Raw genomic sequence first — 25,990 nt, forward strand, 5'->3', positions numbered from 1 at the left:
CCATTGGATCCAGAAGAAGAGAGCCGACCAATGAAGAGCAGCATCCGCATTCGCAGAAGCAGGCGTGCGGCCGTCGCCGTCGCCCTGGGCTCCGTGCTCGCCCTGACCGCCACCGCCTGCGGCGACGACGGCAGCGGCAGCGCGGGGGACAAGGGCAACGAGGGCTCCGGCAAGGGCACGATCACCTTCTGGGACAACAACGGCGGTGTCCGCACCGACGTCTGGAAGCAGATCATCGCCGACTTCGAGAAGCAGAACCCCGACATCAAGGTCGACTACGTCGGGGTGCCCGCCGCCAGTGTGCAGTCCAAGTACGACACCTCGATCCAGGGCGGCGGACTCCCCGACGTCGGCGGTGTCGGCACCGCGATGCTCGCGGAGGTCGCCGCGCAGGGTGCCCTCGAGCCGCTGGACAGCCGGCTCGCGAAGAGTTCCCTCAACGGCAAGCTCAACGAGAAGTTCCTGGAGAGTGTGAAAGCCGCCGGCGGCGACGGGAAGACCTATTCCGTGCCGACGTCCGCGAACAACGGCACGCTCTGGTACCGGACGGATCTGTTCGGCGCGGCCAAGCTGGACCCGCCGACCACCTGGACGAAGTTCTTCGCGGCGGCCGACAGACTCACCGACGAGGGGAACAACAAGTTCGGGTACACCATCCGGGGCGGTGAGGGGTCGATAGCCCAGGCGCTGGACGCCATGTACGGGCAGAGCGGGATCACCTCGTTCTGGAACGGCGACAAGACGACGGTGAATGATCCGAAGAACATCGCTGCTCTGGAGAAGTACGTCGGGCTCTACAAGAAGGACACCCCGTCCGCCGACGTCAACAACGACTTCACCAAGATGGTCGCCCAGTGGGACTCCGGCACGATCGGGATGCTGAGTCACAACCTCGGTTCCTACGCCGACCACGAGAAGGCGCTCAGCGGGAGGTTCAAGGGCATTCCCAATCCCACGCTCGACGACGGGACCCGGGTACAGGTGTCCAACCCGGTGGACGGTCTCGGGCTGTTCAAATCCAGCAAGAACAAGGCCGCCGCCTGGAAGTTCATCGAGTTCGCGGCCTCCCACGAGGCCAACAGCGAGTGGAACGAGTCGGCGGGGCAGGTGCCGGCGAACACCGAGGCGGCGCAGGACGCGTGGGTGCGGGCGTCGGAGCCGACGAAACTGGCCGCCGAGGCGCTCAACGGGGCGTCCACCAAGATCGTGCAGCTTCCTTACTACCTGCCGGACTGGAACACCGTTTCCAAGGCCGACAACGAGCCGAACTTCCAGAAGGTGCTGCTGGGGAAGCTGACGGCGAAGGAATTCCTGGACACGTTGGCCGATCAGCTTGATAAGGCCCAGGCGGACTGGAAGAAGAACCACTGAGGCAGTCGTTCGGCTGCAGGCCGGCTGTGGCCGGTCGCGCCCACGCGGCGGAGCCGCACGTTGATACAGCCCCGCGCCCCTTTGGGGCGCGGACCTCACCCCCCCTGTTTGAAAGGCACATCGTCGTGTCACTCACGCGCAGACAGGTAACTTCCGCAGCCCTTGGTGCCATTCCTCTTGTCGGTCGTTCTCGCGAGGAGAATCATCGCACCCTTTACATCGCCGGTGATTCCACCGCCGCCCAGAAATTCGCCGACGCGGCCCCGGAGACCGGATGGGGAATGGCGCTCCCCTTCTTCCTCCGCAGGGCAATCGCCGTATCCAACCAGGCCGTCAACGGCCGTAGTTCCAAAAGCTTTGTCGACGAAGGGCGGCTCGACGCCATCCTCGCCACCATCCGGCCGCATGATCTGCTCATCGTCCAGTTCGCGCACAACGACGAGAAGAGCGACGATCCCACCCGGTACACCGAGCCCTGGACCACCTTCCAGGACTACCTGCGGATGTACATCGACGGGGCCCGCGCCAAGGGGGCCCGGCCCGTGCTGGCCACGCCCGTGGAGCGGCGGAGGTTCGACGCCGACGGCAACGCCGTGCCGACGCACGGCGACTATCCGGCGGCGATGCGTGCGCTCGCCGCGCAGGAACGTGTGCCGCTGCTCGACATCGAGGCGCTGTCGCTCGCGCTGTGGCAGTCGCTCGGGGTCGAGGCGACCAAGACGTACTTCAACTGGACCGACACGGAGCAGGACAACACGCACTTCAATCCGCCGGGGGCCATCGCCGTGGCCCGGCTCGTGGCGCGGGAGTCACTGCGTACCCGGGTGCTGGATCGGCCCGACGTCATCCGGCTGCACGAGTCCATCCCCACCTCCTGGATCACCTGGCCACCCGCATAGCTGAGGAGACCCGCACAGTGCGTACACAGAAATGTCATGGACGCGTCATATCGGTAGTCGTGGGCTGCACGGCCCTCGTACTCGCCGTGACCGGGACCGCCCAGGCCACCGCCCCGCACCGGGTCGCGCTCGACCGCCAGGTGCTGGGCGCGCACGACGGCTGGGCCGCCGCCACCACCGGGACCACCGGCGGGGCCACCGCCGACTCCGCGCACGTCTACACCGTCACCACCTGGGACGGGTTCAAGGCCGCCCTGGCCGACGGGGGCAGCGCGCCGAAGATCATCAGAGTCAAGGGGTCCATCGACGCGGACGGGCCGAGCTGCGACTCGTTCGCCGTGCCCGGCTACGACTTCGACGCCTACCTCGCCACCTACTCACCCGAGGCCTGGGGCCACTCCACCAACCTGGACGGCGAGCCCGACGACAGCCCGGAGGGGCTGCGCCGCGCCTCCGCCGCCCACCAGGACGCCTACATCAAGGCGAACGTCCCGGCCAACACCACCATCGTCGGGGTCGGCAAGGACGCCGGTTTCAAGGGCGCCAGCCTGCAGATCAAGGCCGTCGACAACGTCATCGTCCGCAACCTGAGCTTCGAGAGCCCCCTCGACTGCTTCCCGCAGTGGGACCCGACCGACACCGCCGACGGCAACTGGAACTCCGAGTACGACAGCGCGGTGGTCTACGGGTCGACCCATGTGTGGATGGACCACAACACGTTCACGGACGGCGACCACCCGGACAGCACCCTGCCGTACTACTTCGGGCGGATCTACGAGCAGCACGACGGCGAGCTGGACATCGTCAAGGGCGCCGACTACGTCACCGCCTCCTGGAACGTCTTCGAGGACCACGACAAGACGATCCTCATCGGCAACAGCGACAGCGCGTCCACGGCCGCCGTCGACCGGGGGCATCTCAAGGTCACCTTCCACCACAACCTGTTCTCCAACCTGGTGGAGCGGGCGCCGCGGGTGCGGTTCGGGCAGGTCGACTCGTACAACAACCACTTCGTCGCCGAGGAAGGCTACGGCTACAGCTACGGCATCGGCATCGAGTCCCAACTCGTCGCCGAGCACAACGCGTTCACCCTTCCCGACACCGTCGGGGCGGGCTCGGTCCTGAAGAAGTGGAACGAGTCGACGCTCACCGCCGACGACAACTACGTCAACGGTGAGCTGACGGACCTGATCGCCGTCCACAACGCGCAGATCCCCGCCGAGACCCTCCAGGCGGGCTCGACCTGGACCCCGACCCTGCGCACGAAGGTCGACCCGGCACAGGCCGTGCCGCGCATCGTCGACCACGCGGCCGGGGCCGGCCGACTGCGCTGACCCCGTCGCGTCCGCGGGCCGGGGCGCCCCACCGCCCCGGCCCCCTCCCTCACCCGAGCCATACCGCGAGCTTCACCCGAGCCGCACCGCGTACTTCACCCGAGCCGCACCGCGTACTTCACCCGAGCCGCACCGCGTACTTCACCCGAGCCGCACCGCGTACTTCACCCGAGCCGCACCGCGAAGGAGCATCCGCATGCCCTCGCCCCATCCTCGACCTCCCCTGTCCAGACGGGGTTTCCTGATCGCGAGCGCCGGGACGGGCGCCGCGCTCGGCCTCGCCGCCGGCCCCGCACGGGCCGCCGTCGGTCGCCGTCCGTTCGGGCGGTACGGGTCCCCCGAGCACCGCCGCACCCCGGAGACCCTGTACGTCGACCCGCACGGCCGCGGCGACTTCACCACCGTCCAGGCCGCCGTCACCGCCGCCGCCGGCAGCGGCTGGACCCTCGTCCTCGCCCCGGGCGTCTACCGGGAGACCGTCGCCCTCGACACCACCCGCACCGAGGCCACCTGGATCGGCGCCGGCGAGGACCCGCGTGACGTCGTCATCGTCCACGACAACGCGGCCGGCACCACCAAGCCCGGCGGCGGGACCTACGGCACCACCGGCTCCGCCACCGCCACCGTGCAGGCCGACGGCTTCACCGCCCGCTGGATCACCTTCGCCAACGACTGGCTGCGCGCCGACCACCCGGACATCACCGGCACCCAGGCCGTCGCCCTCAAGGTGCAAGGTGATCGCAGCGCCTTCCACCACTGCCGCTTCCTCGGGCATCAGGACACCCTGTACGCCGACTCGACGGCCCTCGGCGTCTTCGCCCGCCAGTACTTCGCCCACTGCTACGCCGAGGGCGACGTCGACTTCGTCTTCGGGCGGGCGACCGCGGTGTACGAGGGGTGCCACTTCCGCACCCTGAACCGGACCGACCTCGCGGCCGCCCCGTACGGGTTCGTCTTCGCGCCCTCGACGGCGGTCCTCAACCCACGTGGCTATCTGGTGACCAGGAGTCGTGTCACCAGCGAAGCCCCGCGCGCCTCCTACAAGCTGGCCCGCCCCTGGGTGCCCAGCTCCGACACCACCGCCCGGCCCTCGCTCGTCGTCCGGGACAGCCGGCTCGGCCCCGGCATCGACGCGGTCGCGCCCTACACCGACATGTCGGACGACTTCCCCTGGCAGAGCCAGCGCTTCGCCGAGTACCGCAACCTCGGCCCCGGCGCCGAGATCACGGTCGCCGCCAACCGGCCCCAGCTCACCGCCGAACAGGCCGAGTCCGCGACCCGGGAGGCCTATCTCGGCGACTGGGCCCCGTGGAAGGAGCGCTGACGTGCTGTCGAGACGCACGCTGCTGTCCGCCGTCGCCGTGGGAGCCGCGTCGGCCTTCGCCCCGGACCACGACCGCGGTGTCCTGCACGTCCGCCCCGGGGACTCCGTCCAGGCGGCCGTGGACGCGGTGTCCGGGCCGGGCTGGACGATCGTCGTGCACCCGGGGACGTACCGCGAAGTCGTCAACGTGCCCGCGGACAAGGCGCGGTTGACCCTGCGGGGCGCGAGTCGCGATCCCCGGGCCGCCGTCATCGTCTTCGACAACGCCAACGGGACGCAGAAGACCGACGGTTCGGGGACCTACGGCACGGCCGGCTCCGCGACCTTCAGCTCCGCGGCGGCCGGACTCGTCGTACGGGATCTCACCCTCGCCAACGACTGGCTGCGCGCCGACCACCCGGAGATCACCGGGACCCAGGCCGTCGCCGCGTATCTCACCGGGGACCGTACGCACTTCGAGAACGTGCGGCTCCTCGCCCACCAGGACACCCTGTTCGCCGACACGACCGAACTCGGCTCCTTCGACCGGCAGTTCTTCCACCGCTGCCATGTCGAGGGTGATGTCGATTTCGTCTTCGGACGGGCGGCCGCGGTGTACGAGAACTGTCACTTCCGCACCCTGCGAAGGGATGTGGACTTCACCCCCAAGGGCATGGTGTTCGCCCCCTCGACCGCCCGTGCCAATCCGCACGGGTTCCTCGCCGTCCGCTGCCGGTTCTCCTCCGGCGCGGAGGACGGGGCGTACAAGCTGGCGCGGCCCTGGGTACCGACGTACGAGACCACCGCCTGGCCCTCGCTGGTCGTGCGGGACAGTCTCATCGGCCCGGGCATCGATCCCGTCGCGCCCTACACGAACATGCGGGACGCCTATCCCTGGCAGTCCATGCGGTTCCACGAGTACCGGAACCACGGGCCGGGCGCGGTGATCACCGTCCCCGGCAACCGGCCCCAGCTCAGCGCCGCCGAGGCCGCGTCGCACACCCCCGCCACCTACCTCGGCGACTGGAAACCCGTCCACCAGCTCTGATCGACGAAAGGACCCGCACGTCATGCGTCGTATCAGCTCCTTCACCGCGCTCGCCGTGACCACGGCATCACTCGGACTCGCCGTGCTCGCCACCCCGGCGCACGCGGCCACCGTCGTGGTCAGCAACTCCACCGACCTGACCAACGCCATCAAGAACGCCACCGCCGGCACGGTCATCCAGGTCCGCGGCGGCACCTACTACCCGACCGCCACCCTCCAGTCCACCGCCAACGGCACCTCGTCGTCGCCGGTCACCCTCACCGCGTACGGTGCGGAGACCGTGAAGATCGACGGATCCTCGCTGCCCTCCGGCTCCTGGATCTTCAAGCTGACCGCCGACTACTGGAACGTCTCCAACATCACCTTCCAGAACTCCCCGGACAGCGCGGTCGTCTGCCAGTCCTGCACCGGGACCAACTGGAACAACATCAAGACCATCAACGGCGGCGACTCCGGCTTCACGCTCACCGGGGACGGGACCGTGAACAACACCGTCAAGAACATCGACTCCTACGGCAACTACGACGCCGCCACCCACGGGGAGAACGCCGACGGGATCGCCGTCAAGTTCGGCTCGGGGACCGGGAACCTGATCACGGCGGCGCGGACGTACAACAACTCCGACGACGGGATCGACTTCTGGTCCTTCTCCTCGCCGGTCACCATCGAGCACACCTGGTCCTTCGGCAACGGATACAACCGCTGGAGCGACTCCGCGTTCGCCGGTGACGGCAACGGCTACAAGCTGGGCGGCGACGGCGAGGTGGTCGCGCACGTCGTCAACAACTCGGCGGCCTGGGGCAACGCGGGCAACGGGTTCACCGAGAACTCCAACACCGGCGCGATCGTCATCAACCGCACCACCGCCTACGCCAACGGCAACTGGGGCTACTACTTCGCCACCAGCGCCGCCCGGCTCGGCAAGAACCTCGCCGTGAGCAACGGGAGCGGTCTGGTCAGCAAGGGCTCCTCGGTCGTCTCGGCCGGCAACAACTGGGACAGCGGGATCAGCACCCCCGCCTTCAGGTCGACGGACGCGAGCAGCACGTACAACGCCCGCAGCTCCAGCGGCACACTGCCCACGACCACCTTCCTGACGACCGGCAGCACCACCATCGGGGCCACCATGGACTGACCCGGACATCCGGAACCAATCCCTCCAGGGCGCTTGACCCGGTTTTTGCCTGTGGATGAGATATCGATCAGGCAACGGGTCTCGCGCCCACCTCGGTGACGCGCGTAGAACTCCTGTCATGCATAAGTCACTCCGCATCGCGGCGATCACCGCTGCCTGCACGGTCGCCGCCGGTGCCCTCTACGGCGCCGGTGCCGCCACCGCCGGCCAGTCGACCGCGAACTCCACGCACGAGCCCTACAACATCGGGCTCCTGGTGAAGGACATCGACACCTACTACGGCACCACGGCCGACGCGGACGGCGTCTACCAGGCGTCGCCGACCAGCCCGTACGCCAAGGACCTGGCGCGTCTCGACGAGGACGCCGAGCGGTACATCGACCGGGCCGCGCGCAAGGCCCACCGCAAGGGCGAGAAGCCCGCGGTCGTCTTCGACATCGACGACACGCTGCTGCTCAGCCTCGACTACGAGAAGCGCTACAGCTACACGTACAACTCCGCCAGTTGGGCGGCCTACGTCAACAAGGCCGACCGTCCGGGCGTCTTCGGCAGCGCCGAGCTGGTGCAGTACGCGAAGCAGAAGGGGGTGGAGGTCTTCTACAACTCCGGTCTCAGCGAGGCGCAGCGCACCGCCGCCGTCGAGAACCTGAAGAAGATCGGCGCCGACGTGAACCTCGACGCCGGGCACATGTTCCTGAAGGACGCGGCCAACCCGCCGTCGTACCTCAGCGGTTGCGCCACCGCGGGCAGCTGGACCTGCACCACCGTGCAGTACAAGTCCGGCACCCGCCAGCACATCGAGAAGGACCTGGGGTACGACATCATCGCCAACTTCGGCGACCAGTACTCGGACCTGGACGGCGGCCACGCGGACCGCACGTACAAGCTGCCGAACCCGACGTACTTCGTGTCGTAGGCCGCAGGCCTCGGTCGACGCACGCGGCAACCCTTTCCGGCCGCGGTGGCGACTGGGAGACAGAAACGGGCCGGGGCGGCCCCTCCGGCCCGTTTCGCTCCCCTCGTCGGCACGTCGGCACGTCGGCACGTCGGCACGTCGGCACGTCGGCACGTCGGCACGTCGGCACGTCGTCATCGGCGACGTCAAGGAAAGGAACGGCCCGTGCGCATCAGCACCGGACGCCACCGCAGGACCCGTACCCTCTCGATCGCCGCGGCGGCGGCCGTCGCGGCGGGCGCGGGCGGCGTCTACCTCGGCCTGTCGAACGGCGGTGCCCAGGCCGCCACCAGCACGGTCACCGTCGCCACCACCGCACAGCTGGAGTCGGCGGTCGCGAACGCCACCGCCGGCACCGTCATCCAGGTCCGCGCGGGCACCTACTACCCGACCGCCACCCTCAAGTCGACGGCCAGCGGCACCGGTGCGAACCGCATCACGCTCAAGGCCTACAGCGGCGAGAAGGTGAAGATCGACGGCTCCAAGCTGCCCGCCGGCTCCTGGCTCACCGGGATCTACGGCAGCTACTGGACCCTCCAGGACCTCACCTTCCAGAACTCCCCGGCCCAGGGCTTCGTCGTCACCTCGTCCACGGGCGGCGTCTTCAAGAACCTGGTCACCGCGGACAACGGCGACTCCGGGTTCACCCTGCGCGGCGACGGCACCGTGAACAACCTCGTCCAGAACCTGGACAGTTACGGCAACTACGACGCGGCCGGGCATGGCCAGAACGCCGACGGGATCGCCATCAAGTTCGGCTCGGGCACGGGCAACAAGGTGACCGGCGCCCGCCTCTACAACAACTCGGACGACGGGCTGGACCTCTGGCAGTTCTCCTCCCCGGTCACCATCGAGCACAGCTGGGCCTTCGGCAACGGCAAGAACCGCTGGAACGACTCCGCCTTCGAGGGCAACGGCAACGGGTTCAAGCTGGGCGGCGGGGGCGTCGCCGTCGCACACGTCGTGAACGACGACGCGGCCTGGGACAACACGCTCAACGGGTTCACCGAGAACTCCAACACCGGCGCGATCGTGCTGAACCGCAACACGGCCTACGCCAATGCCCAGGCCGGGTTCTTCTTCGAGACCGGCAAGGCGCGGCTGGCCCGGAACCTCGCGGTGGGCAACGCGGGCGGGGCGGACAAGCTGGGGTCCAGGGCGGTGTCCGCCGCGAACAGCTGGGACGGCGGGGTGAGCACGCCCGCCTTCAAGTCGACGGACGCGACCAGTGCGTACGGGGCGCGGCAGACGAGTGGGGCGTTGCCGGTGACGGTGTTCCTGACCACCGGGTCGACGACCATCGGATCCACCATGAACTGACGGGCGCGTCGCGGGCTGCGCGGCCGTCGTGGCTGGTCGCGCCCACGCGGCGGAGCCGCATATCGGTACGGCCCCGCGCCCCTTTGGGGCGCCTTCAGGAGTCGCCCTCGCCGCTGGTGTGCGTAGCGAAGTCGCCTGTCACCGCGTACTGCTTGCCGCCCGCGCCGCCGGTGATCGTGTAGCTGTCCTTCTTGGCGTTGCGGCCGCCGCGCTCGTGGTTGTACTGGCCCGCGAACACCCACTCGCCGACCGCGACCTTGCGGTCCGGCTTCAGCGTCCAGGTGTAGACCAGGAAACCGTCCTGCTCGGTGACCGTCTGCGTGAAGTCGGTCTCCGGCAGCGAGCGCCAGGCTCCGGCCGAGGACACCCCGCCGGTCTGGGCCACCTTCAACCGCACGGTGAGTGCGGTCAGTTGCTCGGACGCCTTCAGGGTGACGTCGGACTGCGCCCAGAAGTCGTTGCTGTGCGGGTCCACCGAGCCGTCCGACCACAGCGGACCGTCCTGCTCGCCCTCGGCGACCGGAGCCGTCGGGGTGGCGGAGGCCTTCGCGGTCGCGGAGGGCGTCGAACTCACCGTCGGGGAGGAGGATTTCGGGGGTGTGCTGGGGGACGGCGGGACCACCGGGCGGGACGGCGGCCGGGAGGTGGGGCCCGGGGACGCGGAGGGCGTCGGCGACACCGCGACCGTCTTCTCGGTGGGCGTGTCCTGCACGGCCGAGGCGACCGCGTAGCCGCCGACACCGAGGACCGCGGCGACCGCCGCCGTGGCGCTGACCACCCGGACCCAGCCGAACACGGGCGGCAGGGTGGCGCGATGGCCGGGGCGGGCCTGCGTGACCATGCCCCGCTCGATGCGGGCCAGGACGCGGGCGCGGTCGGGTTCGTGCTCCTCGGCCGCCTCGTGCAGCCGGGCGCGCAGCTCGTCGTGCACGTCCTGCTGCCTCATCGGTTCCTTCCTCCGCTCTCACCGGCGCGCGGCGCCATCGCCGCGTGCACCCGCTGCGGCACACCCTGGGAGTCGCCGAGCAGTCTCTGCAGCTCGGCCATGCCCTTGGAGGTCTGGCTCTTAACGGTACCCACCGAGATCCCGAGGGCGAGCGCGGTGTCCTTCTCCGACAGGTCGAACGCGTGCCGGAGCACCACACACGCCCGTTTGCGGAACGGCAGGCGGCGCAGCGCCCCCTGGACGTCGACCACGCCGGCGATGTCCGGGTTCTCGGTCTTCTCCTCGCGGTGCGACCAGAACAGTGCGATACGGCGCCGCTCGCGCACGGCGCTGCGGATGCGGGTGCGGGCCAGGTTGGCGACGACACCCCGGGCGTAGGCCACCGGGTGGTCGGCCGCGCGCACCCGGTCCCAGCGGTGCCAGAGCGCCAGCAGCGCGTCGGCGGCCAGGTCGTCGGCGGCGTCGGCCTCGCCGGTCAACATGTGGGCGAGGCGGGAGAGTTCGGCGTAGTGGCGCTCGAAGAAGGCATGGAACTCCACGGAGGCGGCGTCGTCGACGACTGTGCCCACGGGTGACCTCTTCTGTCAGGGAGTCCGCGTCCTGCGCGTCTCTGTCATGGCAATGACAGGTGAATCGACATACGAACGTCCGGAGTAACGTTCCGGCGAGATCCGGAGCGTAGCAGTGATCTTTTTGTGTGCGCCGAACGGGGGTTAGGTGGCGATCCGGTCGAGCGGAGTCCATCAGGCCTGATTCCGTAACACGGAGAAAACCTGAAACCGGTTCAACGCGGGAACAATCCAGCCAGCATCCGCACACGATCGCTCAGGCAACGAGGAGTACGACCATGTCCGAGTCGCAGAAGGTGGACGAGCGGCAGGGCGCCGCGCCACCTGCCGGCAACACCGTCGACCGGTTCTTCAGGATCTCCGAACGGGGGTCCACCTTCGGCCGGGAGATACGCGGCGGCTTCGCCACGTTCTTCACCATGGCCTACATCCTTGTCCTGAACCCCATCATCCTCGGCAGCGCCAAGGACAAGTTCGGCCACACCCTCGACACCGGCCAACTGGTCACCGCCACCGCGCTGGTGGCCTGTGTGATGACGGTCATCATGGGCGTCGGCGGCAACCTGCCGCTGGCGATCGCGGCCGGGCTCGGCCTCAACGCCGTCGTGGCCTTCCAGTTGGCGCCGCTGATGAGCTGGTCCGACGCGATGGGGCTGGTCGTCCTCGAAGGCATCCTGATCTGTGTGCTGGTGGTGACCGGCCTGCGCGAAGCGATCATGAACGCGATCCCGCAGGCGATGAAGCAGGCGATCGGGGTCGGCATCGGTCTGTTCATCGCCTTCATCGGCTTCGTCGACGCCGGGTTCGTCAGCCGGATCCCGGACGCCGCGAACACCACCGTGCCGGTGCAGCTGGGTGCGGTCGGCCGGCTCACCGGCTGGCCCGTACTGGTCTTCTGTCTTGGCGTGCTCCTGACCATCGCGTTGGTCGCGCGCAAGGTGAAGGGCGCGATCCTGATCAGCATCGTCACCATGACCGTCGTGGCGATCGTCATCGACTCGGTCGCCGACATCAAGAGCTGGGGCCTGACCACGCCGAAGGTGCCCGACAAGATCGTCGACGCCCCCGACTTCGGACTCGTCGGCCACTTCAGCCTGTTCGGCGGCTTCGCCGAGGCCGGTGTCCTCACCGCCGTCCTGCTGGTCTTCACCCTGATCCTGTCCGACTTCTTCGACGCCATGGGCACGATCGTGGGCATCAGCGCGGAGGCCGGGCTGCTGGACGAGAAGGGGCAGGTGCCCGGCATCGGACGGGTGCTGTTCATCGACGGCGCGGCAGCGGTGGCCGGCGGTGTGGGCTCGGCCTCCTCCAACACGGCGTACATCGAGTCGGCGGCGGGGGTGGGCGAGGGGGCACGCACCGGCTTCGCCAACCTGATCACCGGCGGACTGTTCGGACTCGCGCTCTTCCTGACGCCGCTGCTGACGATCGTGCCGCTCCAGGCGGCGGCGCCCGCGCTGATCGCCGTGGGCTTCCTGATGATGACCCACGTCAAGCACATCGACTGGGACAAGTACGAGATCGCCATCCCGGCGTTCCTGACGATCGCCGCGATGCCGTTCACTTACTCGATCACCGACGGGATCGGGGCCGGGTTCCTGGCGTACGTGGTGATCAAGGCGGTGCTGGGGAAGGCCAAGGAGGTCAGCTGGCTGCTGTGGGTGGTGTCGGCGCTGTTCCTGGTGTACTTCGCGATCGATCCGGTGGAGCAGGTGCTGGGCGTGAAGTAGGAAAGCTGCGCGACCGGCCGCGGGTGATTCGTGGCTGGTCGCGCCCACGGGGCGGTGGCCGCAAATCGACTACCGCCCCGCGCCCCTTACGAGGTGCTTCGGCTCGGGGCGTTCACTTCAGAGCCGCCTGCATCATCGCCTTCGCCACCGGCGCCGCCAGGCCGTTGCCGCTGACCTCCGATCGTGCCGCGTCCGACTGCTCGACCAGGACCGCCACCGCGACCTCCTTGCCCGTGCTGTCGGACTTGCCGTACGACGTGAACCAGGCGTACGGCGTCTTGGAGTTGTTCTCGCCGTGCTGGGCGGTGCCCGTCTTGCCGCCCACCGTCACGCCGTCGATCTGCGCGTTCGTACCCGTGCCCTGCTCGACGACCGTCTGCATCGCGGACTGCAACTGCTCGGCCGTACCGGAGCTGACGACCTGCTCGGTGCCGCTGTCGTCGTCGTAGTTCTTCAGTACGTCGCCACCGCTGTCGGTGATCTGCGAGACCATGTGCGGCGAGACCAGCTTGCCGCCGTTGGCTATGGCGGCCGACACCATGGCCATCTGGAGCGGGGTCGCCGTGACGTCGAACTGGCCGATGCCGGAGAGGCCGGTATGGGCCTTGTCCATGTCCGACGGGTAGACGCTCGGGTAGGCCCGCACCGGGATGTCCTGCTGGGCGTCGTTGAAGCCGAACTTCTCGGCCATCGCCCGCACCTTGTCCTGGCCGAGGTCGACGGCCATCTTGCCGAAGACGTTGTTGCAGGAGTAGCGCAGGGCCGTGCGGATCGAGGCGTCCTCGCAGGGGGCCGTGGTGCTCTCGTTCGTCAGCGGGGTCGTCGTGCCCGGCAGGGTGTACGGGTTCGGGCTGTCGGTCTTGTCGTCGACGTTCGCGTAGAGGCCGTCCTCCAGCGCCGCCGCCGCGACCACCAGCTTGAACGTCGAACCCGGCGGCAGCGGCTGGCGCAGCGCCCGGTTGGTGAGCGGCTTGTCCGCGTCGGCGTTCAGCTTCTTCCAGGCCGCGCCGGCCGTGTTGGCGTCGGTGAGCGAGGAGGGGTCGTACGACGGGGTGGACACGACCGCGAGGATCTTGCCGGTCTTCGGGTCGATCGCGACCGCCCCGCCCTTCTTGTCGCCGAGCGTTTGGTACCCCGCCTTCTGGACGGCCGGGTCGATCGTCGTGATCACGTTGCCCGGGTCGGCGCGCTGGTCGGTGACCGTGTCCATGACCGTCTTCAGCCGTGTGTCGGTGCCGTTCAGCAGGTCCTGGTAGATGCCCTCCAGCTGGGTCGGGGCATAGGCCTGCGAGGCGTAGCCCGTGACGGCCGCGTACAGCCTGCCGTCCTTGTACGTGCGCTTGTACTTGAGATCGCTGCTGCTCAGGGTCTGTGCCGAGCCGGTGATCGAGTCACCGGCCACGATGATGTTCCCGAGCGGCCGCGAGTACGTCTCGATCGCATTGCGCCGGTTGTCCGTGTCGTCCGCGAGGGCCTGGCCGTCGTAGAACTGCACCCATGTCGCCCTGACCAGCAGAGCGAGCACGAGCAGCAGCGCGAAGACGGAGGCCCGCCTGATCGTCTTGTTCATCCCGCTCAGACAGACGAGCGAAGACGGGTCGTCCGTTCCCCCGCGAGCGGATTTCTCATCGTCCGTTCATGCGGCGCCGCGCTGGAGCCGTCGCTAGAGCCGTCGCGTCGCCAGCGTCAGGCGGTCCCGGGCGTCGAACAGGGCGTCCTTGATCATCTGTTCGTGGGCGGGGGTGAGGCGGGCCACCGGGACCGAGCAGCTGATCGCGTCGCGGGCCGGGGTGCGGTAGGGGATCGCCACCCCGAAGCAGCGCAGCCCGAGCGTGTTCTCCTCGCGGTCGATCGCGAAGCCCTGCTCGCGGATCTGGTGGAGCTCCTCGATGAGCTTCTCGCGGTCCGTGAGGGTGTGCTCGGTGAGCGCCGGGAGGGTCTCCGGGAGCAGCTTGCGGACCTGCTCGTCGGTGTGGGTGGCGAGCAGCGCCTTGCCGAGGGAGGTCGAGTGCGCGGGGAGCCGGCGGCCGACCCGGGTGAAGGGGCGCAGATAGTGCTGGGACTGGCGGGTGGCCAGGTAGACCACGTTCGTGCCGTCGAGGCGCGCCAGGTGGATGGTCTCCGTGGTGTCGTCGGAGAGCCGGTCCAGGGTCGGACGGGCCGCCGCGACCACCTCGTCGCCGTCGATGTACGAGGTGCCGACCAGCAGGGCCCGGACCCCGATGCCGTACCGGGTCCCGGTCGCGTCCGTCTCCACCCAGCCCAGCTCCACCAGGGTGCGCAGCAGCATGTAGAGGCTGGACTTGGGATATCCGACGGCCTCCTGGACCGCCGCGAGGGAGTGCATACCGGGCCGGCCGGCGAAGTACTCGAGCAACTCCACGGTCCGTACCGCGGACTTGACCTGTGCCCCGCCGCCTGTCTCGCCTGCCGACATCGCCCTTGACCCCTTCGTTGGACGAGAAACCGAGGATATAGTCTCCGACATCGTATTCATCATCAGAGACAGCGTTCAGTATATCGAACATCCCTGGTGAGTGACCCGGCTCTGCGGCAGAACGCAACTCATGGAGGGACCCGCGGTGACAGCAGCACCAGTCTGGAGTGTCGACCCGCGCACCGGGAAGCAGCGTGAACAGGTTGCGGTGGAGGCCACAGCCGAGGAGGTGGACGCCGCCGTCACCGCGGCGCACGCCGCACGCGGCTCCCTCGCCGACCGCACGGTCCGCGCGGCCTTCCTGCGGTCCGCCGCGGCCGGACTCGACGCGGCCAAGGACCACCTCGTGGAGGCCGCCGACGCCGAGACCGCGCTCGGCCCGGTCCGGCTCACCGGCGAACTCGCCCGCACCACCTACCAGCTGCGCGCGTTCGCCGACATCGTCGACGAGGGCGCCTTCCTGGACGTCATCATCAACCACCCCGACGCCACCGCCACCCCGCCCGTCCCCGACCTGCGCCGCTACAAGGTCCCGCTGGGCGTCGTCGCCGTCTACTCCGCGTCCAACTTCCCCTTCGCCTTCTCGGTCGCCGGCGGCGACACCGCGAGCGCGCTGGCCGCGGGCAACCCGGTCGTCGTCAAGGCCCACCCCGACCATCCGGGCCTGTCCGAGCTGGTCGCCAAGGTGCTGCGCCGGGCCGCCGCCCAGCACGGCATCCCCGCCGAGGTGGTCGGTCTCGTGCACGGCTTCGAGGCCGGCATCGAGCTGATCAGGCACCCGCTGATCGCCGCGGCCGGCTTCACCGGTTCGGTACGGGGTGGCCGTGCGCTCTTCGACGCGGCCGCCGCGCGTCCGGTCCCGATCCCCTTCCACGGCGAGCTGGGCTCCCTCAACCCCGTCCTCGTCACGGAGGCCGCGGCCGCCGAGCGCGGCGGGGAGATCGGCACCGGGCTCGCCGGGTCGATGACGCTGGGCGTCGGCCAGTTCTGTGTGAAGCCGGGCCTGGTGCTGGTACCGGCCGACGCCGCCGGTGACGGCCTGCTCAAGTCCCTCACGGACGCGGTCAGTGACACCGACGCGGGGGTGCTGCTCGACCACCGGATGCGGGACAACTTCGTCGCCGGGGTCGCCGAGCGCGCCGAACTCCCCGACGTGGAGAGCCCGGTGACGCCGGGGGCGGGCGGCGAGCACACCGTCAGCGCGGGGTTCCTCACGGTGCCGGCGAGCCGGCTGGCCGAGGAGGGGGCGTACGACCTGCTCCTGGAGGAGTGCTTCGGGCCGGTGACCGTGGTGGTTCGGTACGCGGACCGGGGTGAGGCCACGGCGGTGCTGTCGCGGCTGCCGGGGAATCTCACGGCGACGGTGCACGTCTCCGCCGAGGAGGCCGCGGGGGAGGGGCTCGGGGCGGAGATCCTCGCGGAGCTGACGCCGCTGGCCGGTCGGGTGCTCGTGAACGGGTGGCCGACGGGGGTCGCGGTGGCTCCGGCCCAGCATCACGGTGGGCCCTACCCGGCCACCACGTCGACGTCCACTTCGGTGGGCGGTACGGCCATCGAGCGGTGGCTGCGGCCGGTGGCGTATCAGGGGGTGCCGTCGGCTCTGCTGCCGGAGGAGTTGCGGGACGAGAATCCGCTGGGGCTTCCTCGGCGGTTCGACGGGGTGCTGGAGCGGTAGCGCCGTAGGGGGTGCGGGTGCGGGTGCGTCGCGGGGTGCCGGTCCGTTGTGGCTGGTCGCGCCCACGCGGCGGAGCCGCATATCGACACAGCCCCGCGCCCCTTGGGTTGGCTGTACCTTGGTCGGCTTCGAAGTTCTGCTGACACAATTCGACCATGGACGTGAAACTTCCCGAACTACCCTTCCCCCTCCGTACCTACGGGCCCGACGGGCACTGGTTCTACGAGGACGGTGTGCTCACCGGGTGGGCCGGGGCCCGGCAGGATCGGTTCGTGTCGCCCACCGGGGAGGCCCTGGATCCCGCCTCGGACGCGCCCCGGCTGCTCGGGGCGCCCGAGGGGGACTTCCAGCTGATCGCCCGGGTCACCGTCGGCTTCGGTGCCGCCTTCGACGCCGGGGTGCTGTACGTCCACGTGGGCGACCGGGCCTGGGCCAAGCTCTGCCTGGAGAACTCCCCGGACGTGCCCACCGTCTGCACGGTGGTCACCCGGGGACACTCCGACGACTCCAACTCCTTCACGGTGGACGGGAGTTCGGTCTGGCTGCGGATCAGCCGGACCGGACGGGCACTGGCCTTCCACGCCTCCCGCGACGGCAGGAAGTGGGTCTTCGTGCGGCTGTTCACGCTCGGCGGCGAGAAGGAGACGGAGGCCGCACTGGTCGGCTTCATGACCCAGTCGCCGCTCGGCGAGGGCTGTGTGGTGACGTACGACCACATCGAGTTCAGGCCCGGCTGGCCGGACGATCTGCGCGACGGAAGCTGAGCAGGAAGGTCAGGGCGAACAGGGCCGCGGCCAGCGCCAGGCTCGCCCGCGTTCCGGTGGCGAAGCCGCCGTTGACCAGGGCGCCGAACACCGCGATCCCGAGTCCGCCGGCCACCTGCCGCGCCGCGTTGAGCACCCCGGCCGCCAGGCCCGCCCGCTCGGCCGGTACGGCGTCCATCATCACGGCGGTCAGCGGCGGAATGGTCAGCGCGCAGCCGAGCGCCATCGGGACGAGCAGGACGGCCACCACGGCGGTGGGCGTGCCGGGGCCGACGGACAGCAGGGCCAGCAGACCGGCCGCGGCCAGTGCCTGGCCGATCAGCATCGGCAGCCGCGGACCGTAGCGGCCGGCCAGCTTTCCGGACACCACGTTGGTCACCCCGATCAGCCCGGACATCGGCAGGAACAGCAGCCCGGTGTACAGCGCCGAACGGCCCTGGACCTGCTGGAAGAAGAGCGAGAAGACGAACACCACGCCGTAGAAGGCCACGCTGCACGCCGCCCCGGCCGCCACGGACACGCGTACCGCCCGGTTCCGGAACAGTCCGAGCGGCACGACGGGGTGCGCCTGCCGTCCCTCGACGCGGACGAACAGGACGGCGGCCGCCACCGCCACGGCGAAGGCCGCGAGTCCCGTCGTACCGCCCTCGATGACCGCGAAGGTGAGGGCCGTCAGCGCGATCACGGCCGTGAGCTGGCCCGGCAGGTCCAGGGGGGCCGGACGGCGCTCCGAGCGCGGTGCGCCCACCAGCAGGAGCAACGCGACCGCGCCCAGCGGCAGGTTGATGAAGAAGATCCCGCGCCAGTCCCAGACCGTGGTCAGCGCGCCGCCCGCCACCGGGCCCAGCGCCACCGCGACCGAACCGCCGGCCGCCCACAGCGCCACCGCCTTCGCGCGCCGCGCGGGATCGGTGTACGCCTGCCGGACCAGGGACAGGGACGCCGGCAGGACGACGGCCGCCGCGACGCCCTGCACCACCCGCGCGCCGATCAGCACCGGGAGGGTCGGAGCCAGGCCGCAGGCCGCCGAGGCGAGGGCGAAGACGGTGATGCCGAGTGCGTACGCCCGGCTCGCCCCCGCCCGGTCCGCGAACGCGCCGGTGGAGAGCATCAGAGCGGCGAAGGCCAGCGTGTAGGCGTCCACCACCCACTGGAGCCCGGACAGTCCGCCGCCGAGCGCGGAACCGATCGCGGGCAGGGCGACGTTCACCACGGACGCGTCGAGGGTGATCAGCGCGAAGCCCAGCAGGGCGGCGGTCAGGGTGCGGGCGGGAGTGTGCCCCTTCTTCAAGTCGCCCCTCTCGGTGGAGAGTCGGGCGGACCGTTGCTTCTGGTTGGTTGGCATGGGTCCATGCTGGTGATCCGGTCCGTCGTACAGTAGTGGCCTGAACGCCATGCTTCCGGAGGTTCTGGCCATGCTGCGTGTCGCGGTCGTCGCGTCCCCGCCCGTGTCGATGTTCAACCTCGCCATCCCCGAGCTGCTGTTCGACAAGGTCGAGGTCGACGGGCGGCCCGGCTACGAGGTGGTGATCTGCGCGCCGGACCCCGGCCCCGTACCCACCACGGGCGGCCTGGACCTGCACATCCCGCACGGCCTGGAGGTGCTGCGGAAGGCGGACACCGTGATCGTGGCGGGCACCGGCAAGCTCTACTCGCCGGACCCGCGGGTGCTGGCGGCGCTGCGCGAGAGGGCCGAGGCGGGGGTGCGTATCGCCTCCATCTGCACCGGCGCCTTCTCGCTCGCCGAGGCCGGACTGCTCAAGGGGCGCCGGGCGACCACCTATTGGGCGCACGCCGAGGAACTGCGCCGCCGGCACCCCGACATCGAGGTCCAGGGCGACGTCCTGTACGCCCAGGACGGCCAGTTCCTCACCTCCTCCGGCTACGCCGCCGGCATCGACCTGTGCCTGCACCTCATCCGCACCGACTACGGCGCCGCCGTCGCCAACGAGGTCGCCCGCCTCGCCCTGGTCGCGCCGGTACGGCCCGGCGGCCAGACCCAGTTCACCCACACCCCGCTGCCGCCCGAACGGGGCACCGCCTGTGCCGACACCCGCGGCTGGGCCATGCGCAACCTCGACAAGCCGCTCACCCTCACCGACCTGGCCCGGCACGCCGGTGTCTCCGTACGCACCCTCACCCGCCGCTTCCACGCCGAGAGCGGGGTCAGCCCGCTGCAGTGGCTGCTGCACCAGCGCGTCGAACGGGCCAGGGAACTACTGGAGACCACCGTGCTCCCCATGGACCAGGTGGCCGCCGCCTGCGGTCTCGGCACCGCGGACTCCCTGCGCGCCCACCTGGTCCGCCGCACCGGCCTCACCCCGAGCAGCTATCGCGCCCAGTTCAGCCGGCACGGAACCGGCGCGGACGCGGTCACGTCCTCCGTTGCATGATCAGTGACCGTGTGGCCGACGCGCTGGTGATCCGCACCGCCCTGTCCGCCGAAGCCGAGACCATCGCCGAACTGCACTCCCGGGCCCGTTCGACGTACTACCCGGACGGCGTCCCGCAGGACGACATCGACTGGGCCGAGGCCTGGCGCGGCTCCATCGCGCGCTCCGACGGGCATGTGCTGTGCGCCGTCGCGCAGGGCCGGATCGTCGGCATCGCCTCGTTCCGTACCCCGGAGGGCGCGTCCGCGGAAACGGTCAAGCTGTTCCAGTTCCACGTCGACCCCGGCGACTGGCGTGCCGGTATCGGCACCGCCCTGCACACGGCCTGCGTGGAGGAGTGGCAGGCCGACGGCACGCGGACGGCCGTGCTCGACGTGCACGTCGACAACCGGCGGGCCCAGGCCTTCTACGCCCGCCAGGGCTGGGTCCCGGATCCGGAGAACCCGCCCGCCGAGGGCGACCACCACCTGTTCCTGCGCTTCTCGGTGCCCGGGGAATGAACCGGGCTGCTTGAACGTTCGTGCACCGGGCGGAGACGGTCTCCGCGGCCGGACGAGCTGGAGAGCCGAGAACATGCGCGTCGAGATCTGGAGCGACATCGCCTGCCCCTGGTGCTACGTGGGCAAGGCCCGCTTCGAGAAGGCGCTCGCCGCCTTCCCGCACCGTGACGAGGTCGAGGTCGTGCACCGCTCCTTCGAGCTGGACCCCGGCCGCGCCAAGGACGACGTCCAGCCGGTGCTCGCCATGCTCAGCAAGAAGTACGGCATGAGCGAGGCGCAGGCCCAGGCCGGCGAGGACAACCTGGGTGCCCAGGCCGCCGCCGAGGGCCTCGGCTACCAGACCCGCGGCCGGGACCACGGCAACACCTTCGACATGCACCGGCTGCTGCACTTCGCCAAGGAGCACGGCCGGCAGGACGAGCTGATCCAGATTCTGTACCGGGCGAACTTCGCCGAGGAGCGGTCGCTCTTCACCGAGGGCGCCGAGCGGCTCGTCGAGCTGGCCGTGGCGGCCGGGCTGGACGAGGACGCCGTGCGCGGGGTGCTCGCCGACCCGGACCGCTACGCCGACGACGTCCGCGCCGACGAGCGTGAGGCAGCCCAGCTCGGCGCGAACGGGGTGCCCTTCTTCGTCCTCGACCGGAAGTACGGGGTCTCCGGCGCCCAGCCCGCCGAGGTCTTCACCCAGGCGCTCAGCCAGGCCTGGGGTGCGCGTTCCCCGCTCCAGCTCATCGACCAGGGTGGCGCCGAGGCCTGCGGGCCGGACGGGTGCGCGGTCCCGCAGCACTGAGAAATACCAGGTCAGGGCGGTCGTATAAGCAGTGCTTAGCGGTTCTGGGTAAAAATCCGCAATGGACGGGGGGTTCCGTGGGCCGCAGAGTGGAGCCATGGAGACCACGGAGACGTTCGAGAGCCTCGTCCGCGCCGAGTTCACCCCGAAGAGCACCTATCTGAACACCGCCAGCAACGGCCTGCTGCCGGCCCGCACCGTCGCCGCCCTGCACCAGGCGGCCCTGCTGCGGGCCGAGGGCCGTCCGCTGACCTCGCTCTACGAGGACGTGGAGGCCAGCCGGGCCGCGTACGCCAGGCTGGCCGGTGTCCCCGCGACCCGGGTCGCGGTGGGCGCATCCGTCGCCGCGCACTCCGGGGTGATCGCCGCCTCGCTGCCCGCGGGCGCCGAAGTCCTCACCGCCGAGGACGACTTCACCTCCGTGCTGAACCCGTTCCACGTCCGCGGCGACCTCAAGGTCCGCGCGGTGCCGCTGGAACGGATCGCCGAGTCGGTCCGCCCCGGTACCGCGCTGGTCGCGGTCACCGCCGCCCAGTCCTCGGACGGCCGCCTCGCCGACCTCCCCGCCCTGCGGGAGGCCGCCCGCGAGCACGGGGCGCGTACCTACGTCGACTTCTCCCAGGCGGCCGGCTGGCTCCCGATGGACGCCGACGGCTACGACTTCTCGGCCGCGGCCTCCTTCAAGTGGCTGCTCGGCCCGCACGGCACCGCGTTCCTCGTGGTCCCCGAGGACTTCGGCGGGCTGACCCCGCTGCTCGCCGGCTGGGTCGCGGGCGAGCAACCGTGGGACAGCTGCTACGGCCCGGTCACCGAACTCGCGCACTCCGCACGGCGGTTCGACCTCACCCACGCCCTGTTCACCTTCGCGGGGCTGCGCCGCTCCCTCGGCCTGATCGAGGAACTCGGGGTGGCCGCCGTCCACGCCCACGACGTGGCCCTCGCCGACCGGTTCCGGGCCGGACTCGCCGCCCTCGGCCACGCGCCCCGGCCTGCCCCGGGTTCGGCGATCGTCTCGGTGCCGGGGCTCGGCGGCCGCCAGCCGGAACTGAGCCGCGCCGGCATCGAGGTCTCCAACCGGGCGGGCAACCTGCGGGCCGCGTTCCACCTGTACAACACCGCCGCGGACGTGGACCGACTGCTGGACGTGCTCGGCGGCTGAGGGGACGCGGATACGACCGGGCCGGGACCCCGTCCCACGGGAGGTCCCGGCCCGGCCGGTTCAGGGGGGGATCACCGCACGGGCGTGAAGTCCCGCGCCCCAATGCGGTGTCCGATGGCCGCTGCGCGGCGGGCCGGTCGGCTGTGGATGTGTTTCACCGCACGGGCGTGAAGTCCCGCGCCCCGATGCGGTGTCCGATGGCCGCTGCGCGGCGGGCCGGTCGGCTGTGGATGTGTTTCACCGCACGGGCGTGAAGTCCCGCGCCCCAATGAATTCCGGTCGGCGGACCGGGGCCGAGAAGGGTTCCACCGCCGCGTTCTCCACGCTGTTGAACACGATGAAGACGTTGCTGCGTGGGAACGGCGTGATGTTGTCGCCGGAGCCGTGCATGCAGTTGCAGTCGAACCAGGTCGCCGAACCGGCCCGGCCCGTGAACAGCTTGATGCCGTACTCGCCGGCCATCGCGGTCAGCGCCTCGTCCGAGGGCGTGCCCGCGTCCTGCATCTGCAGCGACTTCTTGTAGTTGTCCTCGGGCGTGGCGCCGGCGCAGCCCAGGAACGTCCGGTGCGAGCCGGGCATGATCATGAGCCCGCCGTTGGTGTCGTGGTTCTCGGTCAGCGCGATCGAGACCGACACGGTCCGCATGTTCGGCAGCCCGTCCTCGGCGTGCCAGGTCTCGAAGTCCGAGTGCCAGTAGAAGCCACTGGCCCCGAACCCGGGCTTGACGTTGATCCGCGACTGGTGGACGTACACGTCCGAGCCGAGGATCTGCCGGGCCCGGCCGACCACCCGCTGGTCGCGCACCAGGTTCGCGAACACCTCGCTGATCCGGTGCACCTCGAAGACCGAGCGGATCTCCTTGGACTTCGGCTCGACGATCGAGCGCTCGTCGGCCCGGATCGCCGGGTCGGCGACCAGCCGCTCCAGTTCCTCCCGGTACACGGCGACCTCGTCGTCCGCGAGGAGCTGGTCGATGGCGAGGAAGCCGTCCCGCTCGAACTCCTCCAGCCGGTCCGTGGCGATCGGCCCGGCCGCACCGGGCGCCGACCAGACGACCGGGTCCTTGCGGGGTACGGAGACCTCGACCGGGCCACGGCTCGGGTACAGGTCGGTGATCGTGGTCATGGTCAGCCCTCCTCCGTCAGCAGGGGATAGACGCCGTTCTCGTCGTGGTCCTCCCGGCCGGTGACCGGCGGGTTGAACACGCAGATGCAGCGGAAGTCCTCCTTGACGCGCAGCGTGTGCCGCTCGTGCCCGTCGAGGAGGTACATGGTGCCGGGCGTGATCGTGTACGACGTCCCGGTCTCGCGGTCGGTCAGCTCGGCCTCGCCCTCGACGCAGACCACGGCCTCGATGTGGTTGGCATACCACATCGACGTCTCCGTGCCCGCGTAGAGGATCGTCTCGTGCACCGAGAAGCCGACCCGCTCCTTGGCGAGGACGATGCGTTTGCTCTCCCAGGTCCCGGACGCGGCCTTGACATGCCGGTCGGTGCCTTCGATCTCCTTGAACGAACGGACGATCACGGTGGTGTACAGCCTCCTTGCTAGATCCTGGTCAGACGGTCTCCCGGACGGCCCGGGCGAGGATGCTCAGCCCCTCGTCCAGCTCGTCCGGGGTGGTGGTCAGGGCGGGCAGCAGCTTGACGACCTCGCTCTCCGGCCCCGACGTCTCGATGAGCAGCCCCAGTTCGAATGCGCGTTTGGCGATCCGCCCGGCCCGCGCCTTCTCGTGGAACTCCATGCCCCACACCAGGCCCCGGCCCCGGTACTCCCGCACGTCGGCGAGGTTCTCCTCGACGATCGCGATGAGCGCCTGCTCGACCTGCTCGCCCTTGGCCCGGGTCTGCTTCTCCATCGCCGGGCCGTCGGTCCAGTAGGTCTCCAGGGCGGCGGTCGCGGTGACGAAGGCGGGGTTGTTGCCGCGGAAGGTGCCGTTGTGCTCGCCCGGCTCCCAGACGTCCAGCTCGGGCCGGAAGAGGCACAGCGACATGGGCAGCCCGTAGCCGCTGATGGACTTCGACACCGTGACGATGTCGGGGACGATCCCGGCCTCCTCGAAGGAGAAGAAGGCGCCGGTCCGCCCGCAGCCCATCTGGATGTCGTCGACGATCAGCAGCATGTCCTGCCGCTCGCACAACTCCTTGAGGGCGCGCAGCCATTCGGGGCGGGCGACGTTGATGCCGCCCTCGCCCTGCACGGTCTCCACGATCACCGCGGCGGGCTTGTTGAGGCCCGACCCCTGGTCCTCGAGCAGCCGCTCGAACCAGAGGAAGTCCGGGACGGTCCCCTCGAAGTAGTTGTCGAACGGCATCGGCGTCCCGTGCACCAGCGGGATCCCGGCCCCGGCCCGCTTGAACGCGTTGCCGGTGACGGCCAGCGACCCGAGGGACATCCCGTGGAAGGCGTTGGTGAACGACACGATCGCCTCGCGCCCCTTCACCTTCCGCGCCAGCTTCAGCGCGGACTCCACGGCGTTGGTGCCGGTCGGCCCGGGGAACATGACCTTGTACGGCAGGTCGCGCGGCCGCAGCACCAGGTCCTGGAAGGCCTGGAGGAACGACCGCTTGGCGGTGGTCGACATGTCGAGGCCGTGGGTGACCCCGTCGCGTTCCAGATAGTCGAGCAACGCCCGTTTCAGCACCGGGTTGTTGTGGCCGTAGTTGAGTGATCCGGCGCCGGCGAAGAAGTCCAGGTACTCGTGGCCGTCCTCGTCGTACATCCGGCTGCCCCGGGCCTGGTCGAACACGGTCGGCCAGGCACGGCAGTAGCTGCGGACCTCGGACTCCAGGGTCTCGAAGACACTCAGGTCGGGCTGGGTGATGGTCACAGGGAGGCTCCTCAGTGCGATGTGGGGGTCAAGGGGCCGATGCGATAAAGGACTTCGGGATCGTGCGGACCGTCGGGGAACTCGCCGGCCTCGAACAGCACGGTGCGCTCGACGGTGGCGCCGTGCCGGGCGGCGTACGAGGTGAACAGCCGCTCGGAGGCGGTGTTCCCGGGCGTGATGGTGGTCTCGACGGCGGTGAGCGGTTGTTCGGCGGCCACCCGCGCCGTGAGCCCGTCCAGCAGCTGGGCCGCGACGCCGCGGCCGCGCTGCACGGCGTCCACGGCCACCTGCCAGACGAGCAATGTGTCCGGGCGGTCCGGCCGGGTGTATCCGGTCACGAATCCGACGGGCTCGCCGTCCGCGCCGCGCGCCACCGCCGACGTGCCGGCGAAATCCCGGCACCACAGCAGATAGCTGTACGAGGAGTTCAGATCGAGGCTTCCGGAATCCTTTGCGATACGCCACAGGGCGGCGCCGTCGGTCACCATCGGGCGCTCGACGATCAGGTCTGCTTGTGGGGCGGTCATACGGACTGAATTTAGCGAGGCAAATGCAAAAATGCACGGCCGGTGCTGTTGCCAGCCCCATCCGCCGTGCCCGTATGTACCGATATTTCCCACCACAAACCGGGCAAATGACCCGCTTATGTGGGGTGCGTCACAGGGTTGAAACCTGGATGAAATTCCCCCGGTTTAGCTCCGCAAAAAGCGGGCAGAAGATCTCGGGTAAGCCATCACTCAAAAGGGAATTCGGAATTTCTTTGAATTCAGGCGCTCTTAACGCTTTCGATATGCCGTCGACGGCGGGGCCAGATCCCTCGGCGGGGGTGGCAC

Annotated in this window: 24 protein-coding genes; 15 read left to right on the forward strand and 9 right to left on the reverse strand. The window is 69.9% G+C overall.

The window, feature by feature from the left end:
- Positions 1-30 precede the first annotated feature (30 nt).
- The 8 genes from AB0D59_RS22945 to AB0D59_RS22980 all read left to right on the forward strand — a co-directional run bounded on the left by AB0D59_RS22945 (position 31) and on the right by AB0D59_RS22980 (position 9,365).
- Complete coding sequence (locus AB0D59_RS22945) at positions 31-1,371, forward strand: sugar ABC transporter substrate-binding protein (RefSeq protein WP_362568224.1); 1,341 nt, start codon at positions 31-33, stop codon at positions 1,369-1,371.
- A gap of 125 nt (positions 1,372-1,496) precedes the next feature.
- A complete protein-coding gene (locus AB0D59_RS22950) occupies positions 1,497-2,270 on the forward strand; it encodes a rhamnogalacturonan acetylesterase (RefSeq protein WP_362568227.1) in 774 nt (257 codons plus the stop codon).
- 17 nt (positions 2,271-2,287) lie between these two features.
- Complete coding sequence (locus AB0D59_RS22955; protein WP_362568230.1) at positions 2,288-3,604, forward strand: pectate lyase; 1,317 nt, start codon at positions 2,288-2,290, stop codon at positions 3,602-3,604.
- Between the two features lie 196 nt (positions 3,605-3,800).
- On the forward strand, positions 3,801-4,928 hold the full coding sequence (locus tag AB0D59_RS22960; protein ID WP_362568233.1) for a pectinesterase family protein: 1,128 nt from the start codon (positions 3,801-3,803) through the stop codon (positions 4,926-4,928).
- Between the two features lie 4 nt (positions 4,929-4,932).
- Positions 4,933-5,955 (forward strand): pectinesterase family protein, encoded by a 1,023-nt coding sequence (locus AB0D59_RS22965; protein ID WP_362568542.1) that lies wholly within the window; start codon positions 4,933-4,935, stop codon positions 5,953-5,955.
- Between the two features lie 22 nt (positions 5,956-5,977).
- Positions 5,978-7,090, forward strand: coding sequence for a chondroitinase-B domain-containing protein (locus AB0D59_RS22970; RefSeq protein WP_362568236.1), 1,113 nt, complete (start codon positions 5,978-5,980; stop codon positions 7,088-7,090).
- 118 nt (positions 7,091-7,208) lie between these two features.
- Positions 7,209-8,006 (forward strand): HAD family acid phosphatase, encoded by a 798-nt coding sequence (locus tag AB0D59_RS22975; protein ID WP_362568239.1) that lies wholly within the window; start codon positions 7,209-7,211, stop codon positions 8,004-8,006.
- Positions 8,007-8,210: 204 nt separating this feature from the next.
- Complete coding sequence (locus AB0D59_RS22980; protein ID WP_362568242.1) at positions 8,211-9,365, forward strand: right-handed parallel beta-helix repeat-containing protein; 1,155 nt, start codon at positions 8,211-8,213, stop codon at positions 9,363-9,365.
- A gap of 94 nt (positions 9,366-9,459) precedes the next feature.
- Here AB0D59_RS22980 and AB0D59_RS22985 read toward each other — a convergent pair whose 3' ends face one another.
- The gene (locus AB0D59_RS22985; protein WP_362568245.1) at positions 9,460-10,311 is read right to left on the reverse strand and encodes a hypothetical protein; all 852 of its coding nucleotides are present in this window, start codon (positions 10,309-10,311) and stop codon (positions 9,460-9,462) included.
- Entirely contained in the window at positions 10,308-10,880 is a 573-nt protein-coding gene (locus AB0D59_RS22990) for a SigE family RNA polymerase sigma factor (protein ID WP_362568248.1), read from the reverse strand. The genes AB0D59_RS22985 and AB0D59_RS22990 overlap by 4 nt, the downstream gene beginning before the upstream one ends.
- A gap of 278 nt (positions 10,881-11,158) precedes the next feature.
- Between AB0D59_RS22990 and AB0D59_RS22995 the strand changes: the two genes are divergently transcribed.
- Entirely contained in the window at positions 11,159-12,610 is a 1,452-nt protein-coding gene (locus AB0D59_RS22995) for an NCS2 family permease (protein ID WP_362568250.1), read from the forward strand.
- Between the two features lie 112 nt (positions 12,611-12,722).
- On the opposite strand, the gene AB0D59_RS23000 is transcribed toward AB0D59_RS22995, so the two are convergent.
- Both AB0D59_RS23000 and AB0D59_RS23005 read right to left on the reverse strand, forming a co-directional pair.
- Positions 12,723-14,180 carry a penicillin-binding transpeptidase domain-containing protein gene (locus AB0D59_RS23000; RefSeq protein WP_362568253.1) on the reverse strand — a complete coding sequence of 486 codons (1,458 nt, stop codon included), beginning with the start codon at positions 14,178-14,180 and terminating at the stop codon, positions 12,723-12,725.
- Positions 14,181-14,273: 93 nt separating this feature from the next.
- On the reverse strand, positions 14,274-15,047 hold the full coding sequence (locus tag AB0D59_RS23005; RefSeq protein WP_351694752.1) for an IclR family transcriptional regulator: 774 nt from the start codon (positions 15,045-15,047) through the stop codon (positions 14,274-14,276).
- Between the two features lie 145 nt (positions 15,048-15,192).
- Here AB0D59_RS23005 and AB0D59_RS23010 point away from each other — a divergent pair, with 145 nt between their 5' ends.
- Both AB0D59_RS23010 and AB0D59_RS23015 read left to right on the forward strand, forming a co-directional pair.
- The gene (locus AB0D59_RS23010) at positions 15,193-16,722 is read left to right on the forward strand and encodes an aldehyde dehydrogenase (NADP(+)) (protein ID WP_362568257.1); all 1,530 of its coding nucleotides are present in this window, start codon (positions 15,193-15,195) and stop codon (positions 16,720-16,722) included.
- Positions 16,723-16,877: 155 nt separating this feature from the next.
- Positions 16,878-17,486 (forward strand): DUF1349 domain-containing protein, encoded by a 609-nt coding sequence (locus AB0D59_RS23015; RefSeq protein ID WP_362568259.1) that lies wholly within the window; start codon positions 16,878-16,880, stop codon positions 17,484-17,486.
- On the opposite strand, the gene AB0D59_RS23020 is transcribed toward AB0D59_RS23015, so the two are convergent.
- Positions 17,446-18,831, reverse strand: a complete 1,386-nt coding sequence (locus tag AB0D59_RS23020) for an MFS transporter (RefSeq protein ID WP_362568262.1) — start codon at positions 18,829-18,831, stop codon at positions 17,446-17,448. The two genes, AB0D59_RS23015 and AB0D59_RS23020, sit on opposite strands and share 41 nt — an antisense overlap.
- A 70-nt stretch (positions 18,832-18,901) precedes the next feature.
- Between AB0D59_RS23020 and AB0D59_RS23025 the strand changes: the two genes are divergently transcribed.
- The 4 genes from AB0D59_RS23025 (at position 18,902) to AB0D59_RS23040 (ending at position 22,328) form a co-directional block, all read left to right on the forward strand.
- Positions 18,902-19,879, forward strand: a complete 978-nt coding sequence (locus AB0D59_RS23025) for a helix-turn-helix domain-containing protein (RefSeq protein ID WP_362568265.1) — start codon at positions 18,902-18,904, stop codon at positions 19,877-19,879.
- On the forward strand, positions 19,876-20,379 hold the full coding sequence (locus AB0D59_RS23030; RefSeq protein WP_362568268.1) for a GNAT family N-acetyltransferase: 504 nt from the start codon (positions 19,876-19,878) through the stop codon (positions 20,377-20,379). Before AB0D59_RS23025 ends, AB0D59_RS23030 begins: the two co-directional genes overlap by 4 nt.
- A 73-nt stretch (positions 20,380-20,452) precedes the next feature.
- Positions 20,453-21,169 carry a DsbA family oxidoreductase gene (locus AB0D59_RS23035; RefSeq protein WP_362568271.1) on the forward strand — a complete coding sequence of 239 codons (717 nt, stop codon included), beginning with the start codon at positions 20,453-20,455 and terminating at the stop codon, positions 21,167-21,169.
- Positions 21,170-21,266: 97 nt separating this feature from the next.
- Positions 21,267-22,328: an aminotransferase class V-fold PLP-dependent enzyme gene (locus AB0D59_RS23040; protein ID WP_362568274.1), complete on the forward strand. Its 1,062-nt coding sequence runs from the start codon at positions 21,267-21,269 to the stop codon at positions 22,326-22,328.
- 237 nt (positions 22,329-22,565) lie between these two features.
- On the opposite strand, the gene thpD is transcribed toward AB0D59_RS23040, so the two are convergent.
- Genes thpD through ectA form a run of 4 tightly spaced genes read right to left on the reverse strand, consistent with a single transcriptional unit; the run spans position 22,566 to position 25,684 of the window.
- Complete coding sequence (gene thpD, locus AB0D59_RS23045) at positions 22,566-23,453, reverse strand: ectoine hydroxylase (RefSeq protein WP_362568277.1); 888 nt, start codon at positions 23,451-23,453, stop codon at positions 22,566-22,568.
- A gap of 2 nt (positions 23,454-23,455) precedes the next feature.
- The gene (locus AB0D59_RS23050) at positions 23,456-23,854 is read right to left on the reverse strand and encodes an ectoine synthase (protein WP_351496114.1); all 399 of its coding nucleotides are present in this window, start codon (positions 23,852-23,854) and stop codon (positions 23,456-23,458) included.
- Positions 23,855-23,885: 31 nt separating this feature from the next.
- Positions 23,886-25,157 (reverse strand): diaminobutyrate--2-oxoglutarate transaminase, encoded by a 1,272-nt coding sequence (gene ectB / locus AB0D59_RS23055; RefSeq protein ID WP_362568280.1) that lies wholly within the window; start codon positions 25,155-25,157, stop codon positions 23,886-23,888.
- Between the two features lie 11 nt (positions 25,158-25,168).
- The gene (gene ectA, locus AB0D59_RS23060) at positions 25,169-25,684 is read right to left on the reverse strand and encodes a diaminobutyrate acetyltransferase (RefSeq protein WP_360481607.1); all 516 of its coding nucleotides are present in this window, start codon (positions 25,682-25,684) and stop codon (positions 25,169-25,171) included.
- Positions 25,685-25,990 lie beyond the last annotated feature (306 nt).

It is taken from the genome of Streptomyces sp. NPDC048417, from assembly GCF_040651615.1.
Lineage (GTDB): Bacteria > Actinomycetota > Actinomycetes > Streptomycetales > Streptomycetaceae > Streptomyces.